Annotated in this window: 12 protein-coding genes; 5 read left to right on the top strand and 7 right to left on the bottom strand. The window is 57.7% G+C overall.

Features of this window, described 5'->3' with window-relative positions:
* Nucleotides 1-23: 23 nt before the first annotated feature.
* From AC244Q_RS25465 to AC244Q_RS25440, 6 genes are all read right to left on the bottom strand, one after another.
* Nucleotides 24-1712 (bottom strand): glycoside hydrolase family protein, encoded by a 1689-nt coding sequence (locus AC244Q_RS25465; protein WP_041935754.1) that lies wholly within the window; start codon nt 1710-1712, stop codon nt 24-26.
* Between the two features lie 92 nt (nt 1713-1804).
* Nucleotides 1805-3178: a NosD domain-containing protein gene (locus AC244Q_RS25460; RefSeq protein ID WP_012755193.1), complete on the bottom strand. Its 1374-nt coding sequence runs from the start codon at nt 3176-3178 to the stop codon at nt 1805-1807.
* 141 nt (nt 3179-3319) lie between these two features.
* Nucleotides 3320-4462, bottom strand: coding sequence for an ABC transporter ATP-binding protein (locus AC244Q_RS25455; protein ID WP_012755192.1), 1143 nt, complete (start codon nt 4460-4462; stop codon nt 3320-3322).
* A gap of 13 nt (nt 4463-4475) precedes the next feature.
* Nucleotides 4476-5312, bottom strand: coding sequence for a carbohydrate ABC transporter permease (locus AC244Q_RS25450; RefSeq protein ID WP_017996084.1), 837 nt, complete (start codon nt 5310-5312; stop codon nt 4476-4478).
* Entirely contained in the window at nt 5305-6186 is an 882-nt protein-coding gene (locus AC244Q_RS25445; RefSeq protein WP_012755190.1) for a carbohydrate ABC transporter permease, read from the bottom strand. The genes AC244Q_RS25450 and AC244Q_RS25445 overlap by 8 nt, the downstream gene beginning before the upstream one ends.
* A gap of 63 nt (nt 6187-6249) precedes the next feature.
* A complete protein-coding gene (locus AC244Q_RS25440) occupies nt 6250-7509 on the bottom strand; it encodes an ABC transporter substrate-binding protein (protein WP_012755189.1) in 1260 nt (419 codons plus the stop codon).
* A gap of 169 nt (nt 7510-7678) precedes the next feature.
* Here AC244Q_RS25440 and AC244Q_RS25435 point away from each other — a divergent pair, with 169 nt between their 5' ends.
* The 4 genes from AC244Q_RS25435 (at nt 7679) to AC244Q_RS25420 (ending at nt 13467) form a co-directional block, all read left to right on the top strand.
* Complete coding sequence (locus tag AC244Q_RS25435) at nt 7679-8698, top strand: LacI family DNA-binding transcriptional regulator (RefSeq protein WP_012755188.1); 1020 nt, start codon at nt 7679-7681, stop codon at nt 8696-8698.
* A 274-nt stretch (nt 8699-8972) separates the two neighbouring features.
* Nucleotides 8973-11999 carry an alpha-mannosidase gene (locus AC244Q_RS25430; protein WP_012755187.1) on the top strand — a complete coding sequence of 1009 codons (3027 nt, stop codon included), beginning with the start codon at nt 8973-8975 and terminating at the stop codon, nt 11997-11999.
* A gap of 149 nt (nt 12000-12148) precedes the next feature.
* On the top strand, nt 12149-12871 hold the full coding sequence (locus AC244Q_RS25425; RefSeq protein WP_012755186.1) for an antitoxin Xre/MbcA/ParS-like domain-containing protein: 723 nt from the start codon (nt 12149-12151) through the stop codon (nt 12869-12871).
* A complete protein-coding gene (locus AC244Q_RS25420; protein WP_012755185.1) occupies nt 12868-13467 on the top strand; it encodes an RES family NAD+ phosphorylase in 600 nt (199 codons plus the stop codon). The genes AC244Q_RS25425 and AC244Q_RS25420 overlap by 4 nt, the downstream gene beginning before the upstream one ends.
* Nucleotides 13468-13520: 53 nt before the next feature.
* Here the strand turns inward: AC244Q_RS25420 and AC244Q_RS25415 are convergent, their stop codons facing one another.
* A complete protein-coding gene (locus AC244Q_RS25415; protein WP_012755184.1) occupies nt 13521-14438 on the bottom strand; it encodes a LysR family transcriptional regulator in 918 nt (305 codons plus the stop codon).
* A 124-nt stretch (nt 14439-14562) separates the two neighbouring features.
* On the opposite strand from AC244Q_RS25415, the gene AC244Q_RS25410 reads away from it, so the two are divergent.
* Nucleotides 14563-15405 carry an alpha/beta hydrolase gene (locus AC244Q_RS25410; protein ID WP_012755183.1) on the top strand — a complete coding sequence of 281 codons (843 nt, stop codon included), beginning with the start codon at nt 14563-14565 and terminating at the stop codon, nt 15403-15405.
* Nucleotides 15406-15408: the final 3 nt, after the last annotated feature.

Below are 15408 nucleotides of genomic sequence, written 5' to 3'. Positions count from 1 at the left end.
GCCCAAGCGTTTCATTCAATAGCTCATCTTGCGCCAGCACAGCAGCGTTTCGCATCCCTTTCCAGCACCCGCGTTGAAGCGGACGATGAGATTTCCAGGTAATCGGGGTTGATATTCGCGTATCCGCGACGGGTTCCACAAACAGTTCCGCCATCGGCGAAAATCTCGACGATTCCGCAATCATGAAACAGACGAAGGTCCTTTCCGTCGGCAAGCTCCGCCACGTAATGGATCGAGCCGTCGTCCTGGGCGAGCCGGATCGAGAGAATACCTCCAGCGACGCAGACCTCGAAGGCAAGTTCGCCGCCCTGCGTTGCAACGACCTTGCTGCCTTCCAGGGCTCCGGAAAGGCGAATTTCAATGGGTGCCATTGGTAGCGAGAATTTGCCGCATTGTTTCTCGACGATAGGGTCAGCGGCAAAGTGATCGTCGACTTCGATCGTCGGCAGCATGCGCAGCCTCTTCCCGTCCTCACTCAAACTTAGAACACGTGGTAGGGACATCTCTCCGGAATAGGCTGAGCCCTCGGGCCTGCGATATTCCCAATTGAAAAGCCAGGCAAAGGCGATCTGGCGCCCTCCCGCTTCGAAACTCTGCATCGCATAATAATCGGTGCCGAAATCCAGCAATTGCATTTCCGGCATGTCGGCCACGAAGCAGTCGTCTATAAACTCGCCGATCAGGGCATAAAGGAGATTGTGGCGCCGTGTTCGTGGCTCGACATGGCCAACAAAACCCATCACCAGAACCCACTTTTCCTCCAGCCGAAAGAAATCCGGGCATTCAACCGCACGCGCGCCTTCCTGGCGGAAATTAGCCGGTGCACGGTAGAGCGGCCTGAGATATTGCCAATCGAGGCCATCGGCGGAGCCAAACAACAACACTGCGGGATCGCCTTCGATCGATGCGCCGAGTATCATGCGATAGGCGTTGGCTGCGTCATCCCACCAAACCTTTGGATCGCGGAAATCGTGCTCGACCCCATCGGGACGCTCTTCCAACACCGTCACAATGCCTTCTGCCTTGATCATCCTCCGATCCGGGCGCGCTATTTTCTGAATTTCCCGATAGCCCTCGAAAAGGTCATAGGCAGGCAGGCGCTCGGTGTAAAAGAACATCAAACTTCCATCTCGATCCCGAAAGGCGTTGCCGGAGAATGCGCCCCCTGTGGCGCCGAGACGCCACAGGTTCTGTTCTGGATGCAGAAATACCGGCATGTGAAGCCAATTGACCAGATCGCGGCTGGTCGCATGTCCCCAGTGCATCGGTCCCCAATCACTGCCGCTCGGATGGAATTGATAAAAAAGGTGCCATAGCTCGTCGATCTTGCAGAGACCTACGGGGTCGTTCATCCAATGCCGGATTGGCGAGAAATGAAGCGCAGGACGATCCGGATCGGACCGAAGCCAATTTTCAATTTCCGCGCCGGTGCGTTGAAGGATCCCTTTTTGCGAGAATTCAAACACTGTTATACCGGTCTCGTGCACGGTTTGAGGCTGATATCCATAGGCCCACAGAACAGCGTCCGGCGCATTGGTGACAATGGTGACCTCGCAAGCTTCCCTGTGGTGATATTTGAAAAACTCCGGATCGATGGCAAATGACCGAACCTGCCAAACCGTTTTCCCGTCAATGTCGATACGAAAAAAGCCGTCGCCCGCGGCCCAAAATTCCAAGTGGTATCCCGAGGGTAGGAACAGGTTTTGCTGCATCAACGGGCCATCTTGCCGGTCCATTTGGTTCGCCATGAACACAACTCCGAATAGTCACTGGATTTTCGACCGACGGCCTAACTATGTTCGGTCTAGTGAAACTCTGCCGACGATTGCCCGGGAACTGGAGTGCCCCTGAAAGCATTCACTGTTCTGTCCATCTCGACCTGTTCGACACGGCCTGAATCTAGAACTGTATTCCGCACCGAACCCCTTTGCACCCGTACTGCCGTTACCTCGAGCGCCTTCAAATTGTCCGTTGAAAGCAATGCGCCCACTTGCGTTGAAAAACACGCGCTGTTTGGTGCGTCGTTGATTTGCGACATTTCGGTTGTGGCCACGATGTGATTATTGGCGATGTAGTTCCCGCTGCCGGAAACGACATTGATGATCACAGGCTTTGCGGCGAGAGGCTTGATATATTGAGTATCGATCGTTTCTGAAATGTGGTTGGCGATGACCGAATTATTGCTGCCCTCAATGCGCAAAAGTCCGAACAGGTCATCCAGGCCGTTATCGTACTTCTGCATGGGCGCCCACGGCTCGCGATCCCGCAGGAAGTGATTTGAGGAAACCAGGTTTTCGCAGCAATTCGCAGCAAAAACCAGCATTCCGGGATAGAAGGAATGGAATCTGTTTCCTGTGATCGAGGAACGCACGACGCCGGAAAAATAGACGCTGCTGGCACCTCGGGGGAAGACGTTGTTTGAAGAGACCAGGATGCCGCCGTAATTTTCAGCGTAGACGGAATTTCCCCTATATCCGGCTCCGACAAAATTATTCGCTATCCTCGAGGCCTGGCCCATACCTTTCAATTCGATACAGTTGCCGCACTCTGCAATGAAATTATTGTCTATTGCCAGCGCATCCGCGTCATGAACAGTCACGCCATGTTCCAGATAGATAAGGCCCATCCCCGTTATTCGGAATGAGTCATTGGCGCTGCCCACATAGATTCCCGTTTTGCCATTCCTGTAGGTATTTTCCGCATCATTCTGCCCCGAACCGTCGTCCATGAAGTGCAGGCCATCAATGCAAAAATCGGCAAACTCCACAGAGCTTATGCGAGGATTGCCGGTGCGCTTGACGTAGAACGCGGCTCCGGCGGCCTCGCTGTCGGCGGCGTCCGGAGACATGTCCACACATACGCGACTTCCGCCCGGCCACACTTCGCGCCACTGTGCCAGTTCGTCAGCAGGTGTGTTGAAACGGATGCTCGAAGACGTAAAGCCATGTCCCGAGCCGACAATCTTCAGATAACTCAGGTCTATCACGACCTGGGTGACAAGACGATAATCGCCTGGCGGTATATAGATCACTGCTCCAGGCTTTCCGCCGTCATTCTGGTCGGGAACCGCTTGCCTGCTTTTAATATCCGCAATGATGCTATTGATGACCGATCCAATGTCCTCATAGGGGTTGCCTGAGGGATATTGTGTTACGTCGTAAAAGTTTTCACTTACCATGGTTCATGTCTCCGCGGCCATTTCCTACGCTACAGCGAGAGTAGACCGGTGTTCTTGATTGGCTTGTCGTGCGAAAGCCGCCTGGGGTTATGCGTTCAATCGGCTCTCTTGTTCGAGTTTGGAGCAGGATCCTGCGCACCATCACCAGATGCTGGTGCGGCTGTCCGGTTCAAAGAAATGGAGTTCGTCGGCATCGACAGCGATGCGCGCGATGTCACCTGCGCGGACTGTGCTCTTCGGAGAAAAGCGGGCTACAGCAGCCTTTTCGTTGCCGATGTCGGCGACGGCGTCCGGGTCGCCGGCATCCACCCGGGTGGCGTCGATATTCAGATGCACCATGGATTCAGAACCTAGCGCCTCGACAAGAGTAACCGGGGCCGAGATCTCGGCCGAAGAGGGCCGGATTGCGGCGTCGTTCATATGCTCGGGCCGGATACCGACAATGACCTGACGGTTGGACGCACCTTTGAGCGAGGGGCGGCCTTCGAAAACCCGGTCGGGGATTTCTAGGCTGTTGCTGCCCAGGGTCAGCGTCCTCCCATTCAGAACGGCCTCGTACAAATTCATCGAGGGCGATCCGATAAAGGCGGCGACAAAGACATTGTCAGGACGATTGTACAGGTTTTGCGGTGTGTCGACTTGCTGCAGCACACCGCCTTTCATGACAGCGACGCGGTCACCCATCGTCATCGCCTCGACCTGGTCGTGGGTCACGTAAATCGTCGTGACATTCAGTTTTCTCTGGAGACTGGCGATCTCGGCGCGCATCTGCACGCGCAGCTTGGCATCGAGGTTCGACAACGGTTCATCCATCAGGAAGGCCGCTGGTTTGCGGACGATCGCCCGTCCCATGGCGACACGCTGACGCTGGCCTCCTGAAAGGAGTGCCGGCCTGCGGTCGAGCAAAGTCGTCAGTTCGAGGATGCGGGCGGCTTCGTCTACGCGGCTGGCAATCTCGGTCTTCGGCAGGCCTGCCATCAGCAAGGGGAAGGCAATGTTCTCCCGCACTGTCTTGTGCGGGTAGAGCGCATAGGACTGAAAGACCATGGCGATGTCGCGATCCTTGGGATCGACATCGTTGACTAACCTGTCACCGATTTTGAGTTCACCGCTCGTAATGCTCTCCAGGCCAGCGATCATCCTGAGCGCCGTCGATTTCCCACATCCGGACGGGCCGACGAAAACCATGAACTCGCCATCCCTGATGTCGAAGCTCAGATCGTGCAGAGCGTGAAAGCTGTTTCCATAGACCTTGTTGATATTGCGCAGTTCTATGCCGGCCATGCCTTTGCCTCCCTCATCCCTTCACAGCGCCGAAAGTCAGGCCGCCGACGATTTGTTTTTGCAGTGCGAGCGTTACGATGATGACCGGCAGCGAGTAGAGGACGGCTGCGGCGGTCATCGCCCCCCAGGCAAGCCCGTAGACCGAATTGTATTCGGCGATGACGATCGGCGCCGTTTTGGTCGCCTCCGATGTCAACAGCAGCGCGTAGAGGAACTCGTTCCAGCTTGTAATGAAGGTAAAGAGCGCGGTGACCGCTATCCCCCCTGTCATGACCGGAAGCACGATCTTTCGAAATGCCTGGAATCGCGTGCAGCCATCCATGCGCGCCGCTTCTTCGAGCTCCTTCGGTATGCCCTCGAAGAACGCGGACATGAGCAGCAGTGCCAGTGGTACCGCAGCCGACGTGTGAGCGAGCACCAGGCCTGGAATGGTATCGAGCAGACCCAGAGACTTCAAAAGCTGGAACAGCGGCACTCCGAGCGCCACCGACGGCACCATGCGTGTCACCAGGGCGAAGAGCAGGAAAATGGTGGTGATCCGGCGCCGGTACTGCGTGGCAACGTAAGCGGCAGGCACGGCCACCGAAAGCGAGAGAGCCGTCGTCAGCACCGCGACGGTGAGGGAATTGACGAAGGCTCTCGGCAAAGTGGAGGATCGCAGCACTTCGCGGAAGTTCTCGAACGACACAACGGCCGGAAAGAAGCTTGGCGGGATCTGTTGGACATCAGCCGCGGGCTTGATGGAGGTCATCAGGAGATAGATGTAAGGCAGCGCGTAGGATAGCACCAACACGAGGGCTGCCGCGTTGATCAGGATTCCGCTGAGATTGGGGCGGGGAGCTCTACGCATGGACCGGCCTCCATATCTTCCAATAGGCGACTGCCGCCAAAAGCATCATGACGATGAGGAACAATGTTCCTGACGCGGAAGCCTCGCCGAGATCGCCGAACCGAACCATGCGCTGGTAGATGTTCATCGAGAACACTTCAGAAGCGTGACTGGGACCACCCTGCGTCTGTATCCAGATCAGGTCGAATGTCTTTGCAGCATCCACGCCCCGCACGATCACCACGACGGCGATCACCGGCCGCATGAGGGGAAGGGTGACATGCCAAAAGCGCTTGAGCGCATTCGCCCCGTCGATCCGCGCTGCCTCCAGCAGGTCTTTTGGGATGTTCGTCAGCCCGGCATAGGACACAAGGGCGACAAAGGAAGTCGTCAGCCAGATGTCGGCAAAGGAAACAGAATAGATGACGATATCTTCGCTGGACAACCATGCGATCGCGTCTGGTTCGCTTATCAGACCCAAACGGACGAGCCCGTAGTTCAGGATGCCGATATTGCCGACGAGCAGAAATCGCCAAAGTAGACCCGCGACGATGGGCGGAACCATCAGCGGCAGAGCGAAGATCGTGCGATGCCACCGCGATTGACCGGCAAGCGCCGAAAAAATCAGCGCCGCACAGAAGCCGAACGTGAACTCGAAGAACAGCGCGAAAAGCGAATACTGAACGGTCCGCAGAGCGCTTTCCATGACACGTTTCGACGTCAAGGCATCAACATAGTTCTGCAACCCGACCCATTCGCGGATATGAGGCGTGATCGTATCGACCTTGAAAAAGGAATCGAAGACCAGGAGCCCCACCGGGTAAGCGACCAGCACGCCGAGAATGGCGACTGCAGGCGCGAGCATGCAAAGTACAAATCGGTCTTCACCCGACATGTCCGTCTCCGAAAGCTAAGGGTGGGGCATATTTTGCCCCACGATGTGGAGGAATGTACGAGGCTAGTTGAGAATGTCCTCGATCGTTTCCTTGGCTTCCGTCAGGACCTCCCCGATATCTGCCTTGCAGGTGAGTGCCTGCTGGATAGCCGGCAGCACAGCTTCATCGACGATTTCCTGATATTTTTCATTGATCGGCCGGCCCTGGGTGGCAGGCGCGCTCAGCGTCTCAAGAAGTGGGGGGAAGTGCTCATAGCCGGCCTTGCCTGAATAGCTGCGATAGGCGGAATTCGTCGCGGCAAGGCCGAGCGGAGCTTCGATACCCAGGGCATTATTGGCGATGGCAAACGAGATGAATTTTTTCGCTGCATCCTTGTGCTCGGATGTCGAGGGAACGACGTTGTACCAAGGGCCAGGAACAGCTGCGATCCCGGCGTCGCCGGCCAGCATCGGCACCACGCCGACCTTGCCGCTGACCTTTGAATCCGGAGGCGTCATCTTGTAGGCGTGCGCCCAGAACTTCATCATCGCTGTTTTGCCCTGATAGAACAGGTTCTGCGCCTCGCCCCAGCCGATTTCGTTCACGTTTTCAGGAACGGAATGATCAATGCAGTGTGGCGCGATGTAGAATTCCAGTGCCTTTTTGTGCGCCTCGTTGTCGATGATGACCTGCCCGTCCTTATCGAGGATCACCCCTGGCGAACCCGCTTGCAGCACATGCGCCATCCATTCCTCTGAAAACGTGCCGATGGTGTCGGTGCCCCAGAAGTCGGTCTTTCCATCGCCGTCAGTGTCACGCGTGAAGAATTTCGCAATGTCGCGCCACTGCTGCCAGGTTTTGGGCGGCGCGAGAGGATAGCCATACTTGGCCTGAAAAGCCTCCTTTTCCTCAGCCTTATCAAACAGGTCCTTGCGATAGAACACGATCTCGGCATTGGCCCAGGCAGGCATGCCGATCAGTTTGTCACCAACCTTCGCGTCGGCAAGCAAGACAGGCGGCAGATCCGCGCGAACCGCATCGGTGAAAAGAGCCGAGAGATCCTCGACGTGGCTTGCAAACTTCGCATTCCACACGACGTCGATCGTCACGACATCGAACGCGGAAGAGCCTGAGGCGATTTCGGCTGAGAACTTGTCAAAGACACCCTGATAGGGAACGGTCGTGAAGTTCACTTTGATGCCTGTTTCGGCAGTAAACTTCTCGGCGACCGCCTTCTGCAACATTTCGCCGCCGCCCTCCACCAGAATGTTGATGGTTTCGGCATTGGCAGTGGCGGTTATGAAAACAAGCGCAAGTGCGCTGGCACCAAGCAAATTCTTCATCGATTCCTCCCATATGGCCCGCTGCACTTGCACTGAGCCCTCCTTCTTGCTGCGAAAGTAGTCTTCGTATGACGACGTTGTCAATACAGAATGACGACGTTGTCATAAAAATATGTCGACGTTGTCATGCGTCTGGTTTAAAACGAATCCGGCAAGGAGATTGGCGTACATGGTCAGCATAATCAGCGTCGCGAAAGTGGCGGGAGTTTCCAACAAAACTGTGTCTCGCGTCATTAACGGCGAACCATATGTGACCGAGGAAACTAGGGAGAGGGTCGAAAGGGCAATTCGAGACCTCGGATATGTGCCCAATATGGCCGCGCGCCAAATACGCTCAAGTCGCTCCAACACATTTGGTATCATCGCTGACTACGTGTCGACGACGCCTTATTCCGTGGATATCGTTCGCGGGATCCAGGATTGGGCCAATGCCAACGGCAAGACCATTCTGATGGCAAACACCGGCGGTGCGTCCGAACAGGAAACTAAAATTTGGAAAATGTTCCAATCGCACCGCATTGACGGTGTTCTCTACGTAACGATGTACCACCGCATCGTTGACCCCGAAATCGGCGACGTCGGCATCCCCACAGTCATGATCAACTGCCGACCAAAAACGAGCGAGCTGTTGCCGTCGATCGAACCCGATGACTATCAGGGTGCGCGAGATCTTACCCGCTATCTGCTTGAGCGGGGTCATCGAAAGATCGGCTATATCCGGCTCAATCCCATTTTATTGGGGGCGGAACTGCGCCTCGATGCTTTCCGCAAGACCACCGGAGACTTTGGCCTTTCGGAGAGTGACCTAAGTATCCGTCTAGGCATGGAAGGACCGGTAGGAGCAGAGAAGAATTACGTTTTTGCTGCCGCCACCGAGATGCTTCAACAAAGGGATCGACCGACCGCAATCATGAGCGGCAACGACGAAATGGCGATCCAAATCTACATCGCGGCCATGGCATTGGGTCTTCGGATTCCCGAGGACGTCAGTATTGTCGGCTTTGACGATTTCCGGACGGTTTCCCTGGCGCTGAGGCCGGAGCTGACCACTGCCGCTTTGCCATACTATGATCTCGGTCTGCAAGGGGCGGAATTGTTGAATAGCGTGGTGGCGGGAAGCGAAGCTTGCCCGAGCAGTCGAGTTATGTCCTGCAATTTGGTGGAGCGACTTTCGGTGTCCTCCCTGTAATCTGGCCTCATGCACGAGAGCGTCTGGTCGAGCAAGCAAGCTTTTGCAAAGACATGGCGTGACGGTGACAACCGTAAACCGGGTGCGGTTTGCTTCTTCCGGGCTTGACGCCAAATCAAAGTTACTTAATCTAAGACTCTGCAAGCCTGCTTGGAGGAGGGGCCGGGCAATCGCGATGTCGGTCGCGCCATCTTCATCTCCCCCATAACCATGACCACGACCCCAAAAGCATGACGATAAGATTGTCAGCCGTCGATTTTCAACAGGATAAGCCATGCCTCTGACCATTGCCCAGCGCCTCGATCGTCTTAAAGTTCGCATTGCCGAATTGGCTCATTGGCGGGATCGACAAAGTGCTGCGATCGACGGCTGGACTTTCGAAGGCGAGCCGATCGAACATCACCAGGATTGGCCGCACCGCCAGGGGGTGGTGCATTTTGCCGTGATCGCTGAAGCGCCGGAGGCGTGGCCTCTCGAGGATATTCGCCTGCAACTCGATCTTGGTGGCGAGAGCCTGATTACGCTGAGCTACCCCGACGGCGAGACTGAAACATTCGGTCTCGATCCTTATCATCAGGAATTCCCGGTAAAGGGCCGTCGCTTTTCGATCGCAACCGAAACCGTCGCCCGGTTTCCATTCGGCGAGCCCAATCGCGCTCCACGGCTCAACAAGGCCCGATTTATCTGGCTCGATGGTCCCGCTCATCGCATGCATCTTCTGCTGAAGCAGGTTGCCGAGGCAATCGAGGTGCTCGGCGAGCATGAAGTCGTGCCGCATCTGATGGATGCCGCCGAGCATGCGTTGCGCAGCCTCGACTGGCCGTCGGATACGGCGGCCTATATATCCCGCACATCCGGCGCCGTCATGCAGCAGAAGATCTGGGAACTGCCGGAGCTTGAGGTTAATCCGGCAGGCCTCACGGACGAGCAGAGCGGCTCGGCAGCCACGGCCTTCGAGGCTCTGACGGCGCGGTTGAAGGAGTTGCAGAAGCGTTTCCCGCCGAATGGAGAACTGTTGCTGACGGGCCATGCGCATATCGATCTCGCCTGGCTTTGGCCTTATCGCGAGACGCGGCGGAAAATGCGGCGCACCTTCAATACGGCGCTGTCGCTGATGGAGCGCTCCGACGATTTCCGCTTCAATCAATCGACCGCCCATTATTACGCGCAGATGGAAGAGGAAGACCCGGAGCTCCTCGATCGCATCAAGCAGAAGGTCGCGGAAGGAAAGTGGGAAACCGTCGGCGGCATGTGGGTCGAGCCCGACACGAACATGCCGACCGGCGAAAGCCTCGCCCGTCAGGTTCTCTATGGCCAGCGTTATTTCGAAAAGACCTTCGGCACGCGCCATACGGTCTGCTGGCTGCCAGATTGCTTCGGCTTTTCAGGCGCGCTGCCGCAAATCTTGAGGCAGGGCGGCATCGACAGCTTCTTCACGATCAAGGTCAATTGGAGCGAGACCAACCATATTCCATCCGATCTCTTCTGGTGGAAGGGTCTCGACGGCAGCCAGGTGCTGACCCATACGTTCGACAATCCCATGCAGGGTTATAACGGCTTCGTGCAAGCCGATTGCTACGTGCCGACATGGAAGAATTTCCGCGGCAAGACACAGCACGATACCTCGCTTCTGGCCGTCGGTTATGGCGACGGCGGCGGCGGCGTCACGCCCGAGATGGTCGAGCGCGAGGTGCAGCTACGCGATTTCCCGGCTATCCCGCAGGCACGCTGGGGCACCGTCAAAAGCTATTACGAACAGGCGCACCGCACCGCAGGCGAAAAGAACCTTCCGGTATGGGATGGCGAAATCTATCTCGAACTGCACCGCGCCACGCTGACATCGCAAAGCGGCGTCAAGCGCAAGCATCGCCAGGCCGAACGGGCGCTGATCACCGCCGAAACCATCTCTTCGCTGGCGCATATGCTCGGAGCAGACAGGCCGAAAAGCCTCGAAGCGGATTGGCGCGTGGTGCTGAAGAACGAATTTCACGACATTCTGCCGGGCTCGAGCATCCGTGAAGTTTATCAGGATGCCGAGCAGGAACTGGGCGGCGTCATCGAACGTGCTGGAACCGAACAGGCAAATGCCTTGCAAGCGCTGTCGGCCAAGCTGCCGAAAGGCGGGGTTGGCGATGCCCTCGTCGTCGTCAATCCGTCTCTTGCGGCCAGACCGCTCAGCGCAACGCTCTCCGACGGCACGGTCGTCGCGGCCGCCGATCTCGTCGCCCCCTTGTCCGTCGCGGTCTTTGACAAGGGCTCGCTCAAACCGGCGGGTGGGCTGAAGGCAGGCCCCGACCGTCTCGAAAACGACTACCTCGTCGTTGGCATCGGCAAGGACGGGGCGGTTTCGAGTCTCATTCACAAGGCCACGGGCCGGGAAGCGGTCGACGGCTCGGCAAATCAGCTCTGGGTCTATCCGGCCGACAAGCCGCGCAACTGGGACGCCTGGGACATCGATGCGGATTATGCCGAAAAGGCCGTCCGCCTCGAGGCGCCTGACAGTGTCACCCTCGTGGAAGACGGGCCGCACCGCGCGGCGATCCGCGTCGTTTACCGCTACCGGAATTCGAGCGTCACGCAGACCTATGTGCTGACGGCCAACGCCAGGCGGCTCGACATCGAAACGACGATCGACTGGCATGACCGCCGCACCCTGCTGCGAACCCTGAACCCGGTTGCCGCGCAGGCCCGCAAGGCGACCTTCGAATGCGCCTTCGGCATTGTCGAGCGAGCAACGCACACGAATACGTCCTGGGAGCAGGCGATGTTCGAGGCCGTCGCGCACCGCTTCGTCGATATCAGCGAGCCGGACTTCGGGGTCGCGCTGATCAACAATGCCAAATACGGCCATAGCGCCCGCGGCAACGTGATCGGCATGAGCCTTGTGCGCGGGCCGATCTATCCGGATCCGCTGGCCGACGAAGGTGAGCAGAGCTTCACCTATGCGCTGATGCCGCATGAAGGCGCCTGGCATGAAGGCGGCGTCCTCGACGAGGCGATCGATCTCAACCAACCGCTCGTCTCGGCTGAGGCCAGCGGCCTCTCCGCCGGCACTTTCGCGCCTCTTGCGATCACCGGCATCCCCGTCGCGTTCTCAGGCCTGAAGCCGGCGGAAGAGGGCGACGGCCTCATCCTGCGCCTCTATGAGCCAGCCGGCCGGCGCGGCAGGCTCGCCCTCGGGCTACCTTCCGGATGGGCAGCATCGCAGCCGCTGAACATTCTCGAAGAGCCGATGGAGCGGAAGGGACCTGCCGACATCATGCCGTTCGAAGTCAGGACCTGGAAGCTGCAGAATGGCTGATGTTCCTTTCCCGGGAGATCCCGCCTCACCGCTTCGATGCCGGGAGGCGTTGCGGGACTCACCATAGAGCAAAACCCGCTTGGTGGGACAATCTGGACAAATGGGTCATTTGAGACTATATCAGCTCCTGTAAGAACGGAGATAGTTTAATGGCTGGTTCCCATGTGCAGCTGGATCGTGCTCGTCAGGCGCAGGTCGCCGATCGTGTTGCCGCCAAAGTCGCCGATGTGCTGAAAGCCGACGCTACATTCGAGTCCGGCTCGGTTGCCCTGTCCGCCAGAATTGCGGGAGCGGCGGCGGCGGCCATTGTCGATCTTCCCGTTAGCGTACGACGCGAACTCAGCAAGCGACAGGGCGAACTTGCCCGCCGCATTCGTGGTCTGGTGGAGACCTTCAGCGATGCACCTGATGGCGGCAAGATCGCGCTTGAAATTCCGAAGGCCGTGGAACCCTCCAGGGGCGAAGGGCTTGGGAAGATCGCCACGGCGGAGGAAGGCGAGCGACTGCTGGGCGAGCTTGCGGTTGCCCGCAAGCTCGAGGATTGGGCGGGGCCGGTTGCCGGCGCAAACGAACTCCAGCGCGAATTCGGAATTGCGCGCTCCACCCTCAATCGCTGGCAGCATGCCGGCGAGGTTATCGCGCTGCTGAAAGGAACGAGGAAGCACGTCTATCCGATCGAACAATTCATCGACGGGCGTCCAGCGAAGGGCATAGGAACGATTGCCGCTCTCGTTTCCAATCAGCGGGTGGCATGGCTGTGGCTCAGCCAGCCGAATCCCATGCTGGGCGGGCGCCGGCCCATAAACCTCTTGAAACAGGATCATGCGGATGAGGTCGTCGATGCGGCCCAGACCTATTTCGCCGCGCAATGACGCTCGACAAGGCCGTCCTGCAGCGCCTCGCCGTTCGCGCCGACGTCACCGACTATGTCAGAATCATCTCGCGCGCTCACGCCGCGACGCCTCTCGGTATGGGCTTCGGCAAGACGCGGTTTTCGAGCCCGAGGGATAAGTTCCGGTTGCTCTATCTCGCTCAGGATCCCGCGACGGCGATCGCGGAGACGATCGTTCGTGACCGGTTTCAAGGCAAGGCCGAGCGATTGATACTGCGGGAAGAGTTCGACCGCTATTCGATCGCCGTTATTCGAAACCCCAAGCCGCTTTTCCTGCTCGACCTGCGCTACGAAGGCGCAAACCTGCTCGGGGTCTCGACAGATGCCGTTCGAGCCAGGGCACAGGCCAGCGGACGCCGGCTCAGTCAGGAAATCTACGATCGCACCAATGTCGACGGCATTCTCTACATGTCCCGGATCACCAACAAGCAGTGCGTTGCCGTCTATGATCGCGCTACGGCCAGCATTGAGGCCGACAGCCCCGCATGGGATCTCATCCGCTTGTCCGCGCTCGGCCCCATACTCAATGCCTTGCACCTCACGGTCATAGATAGGGGAATGATATCCAATCGGTGAGAAAAGACGTGCGGCGCTGTCGTGCCTCGGCGTTCGGCCGATTTCGATCATCGCTACAAACCTGACGCCGGTCGAAAAGCGTCGGGTCGGGCGGCAAAGTTCGCAACTACAAAGTCCACGAAAGCCCGGACTTTTGGTGAAAGCTGACGATTGGAGGGCCAGACGAGCGAGAGCGAGCCGTACGGCACCATGAAGGAGGTCAGGACGGGGACCAAACTCCCGGTTCGCATATGGGGCTCTGCGACGTAGACAGGCAGATGCGCGAGGCCCAAACCGTCCCGTGCTGCCCGCAGACCTGCATCCGTGTTGTTCAATGTAAGGCCTCTCGGCAAAGGCAACCGCTCACATGGCCGGCGGAATGCCCACGGCGCGACACGACCGCTGGATGGGTATTTGAAGTGAATGCAAGCATGCTGGGAGAGGTCATCCGGGGTCTCCGGTCGCCCATGGCGCTTGAGATAATCGGGACTTCCACAAACGACGAAATGCTGATCGCCGAGATGGCGGGCAATCAATCGTGCATCGGCAAGCTCACCGCTCCGCACGACAACATCCAGGCCCTCTGCGACCAGGTCGATGACCTTGTCTTCGAAATCGATGTCCAGTTCGATCTCCGGAAACTGCTCGGCAAAAACGGGCAGGATCGGCATGAGAAGGTGATGCCCGACAATATGCGGTACGCTGACGCGAAGGCGCCCCCTTGGGCGCTCCCGGCTTCGTGAGATTGTGGCCTCTGCGTCGTCCATGTCATCGATGATGCGTTTGTAGCGCTCGTAGAGGACCGCTCCTTCCTCGGTCAGGCTGATACTGCGCGTCGTCCGGTTGAAGAGCCGCACGCCCAGCCGGCTTTCGAGCCGCGCCACAGCCTTTCCGATCGCGGAAGGCGAAACTCCGCCAACCCTGGCGGCTGCGACATAGCTCTGCTGTTCGACGGCGTGGACGAAGGCGATAACGCTTGCGAGACTGTCCACATCAACACCCGATTGAAGATATTTTGTCCTTTATGTACATCCATGAGCCGCCATTGAGCAATATTGCGTAGGAAATATCCTTTGTCTCGATGCGCGGCCAGCCAATATCAAAGGAGTGAGCGGTATGCGGGACTATGCAAAAGAACGACCCGAGCACACGGAAAAATACGTCGGAGAGAATGACCTATTTCTGGAAATATTTCATGGGCACAGCGATCCAGGGCAGTCCGCTCGGCCGCCGTTGCTCTTTGTTCACGGCGCCTTTACCGGGAGCTGGATGTGGAGCAAATACATTTCTCATTTCACATCGGCTGGATGGAATTCTTATTGCGTCAACCTGCGAGGCCACTACAAAAGCAGGTCGATGGATTTCACAAAAATCCTGTTTGAAGATTACCTGGAAGACATCCGGCTGGTGATCTCCGAAATCGTCGAAGAATGTGGAACTCCTCCCATCGTGATCGCTTTCAGCATGGGAGGAATCCTGAGCCAGAAACTGGCGGAAGGCGTGAAGATAGCCGGGCTGGTGCTGATCGATACCAGCATTTGCAGGCAAGTGCATGCGGAGGCGCCCTATCGCGATCTCGCGTTGCGAATGCCCGGCCTCGTCGTGCCTGCTCCCGTGCGTGACGAGCAAATCAGTACCGATGAAACATTCGAGGATATTGAATTCCAGCGGAAGTACCTGTCCATGGAATCTGCAAAGGCATTCAGCGCATTCTCCTTTCATTTCGGGGCGGAGGGAATTTCCATCGAAGGTGAGAAGATCACCTGTCCCAGCCTCGTCATTTGCGCCGTCAACGACGAATCCGATGATCATCGAGGCCTGGCGACAGCACGCCACATCGGTAGCGAGTATCTAGGTCTCCAGGGTACCACACATACGGGTCTGCTTGTCGGGCAGAGGTATTACGAAGCTGTAAGCCGCATTATGGTCTGGTTGGCACGCTTTGATGGAATGCAGTAAGCC

It is taken from the genome of Rhizobium sp. CB2179 (assembly GCF_057653455.1).
Note: the sequence above shows the minus strand (reverse complement) of the source record. Positions and strands in the feature narration are given on the sequence as shown.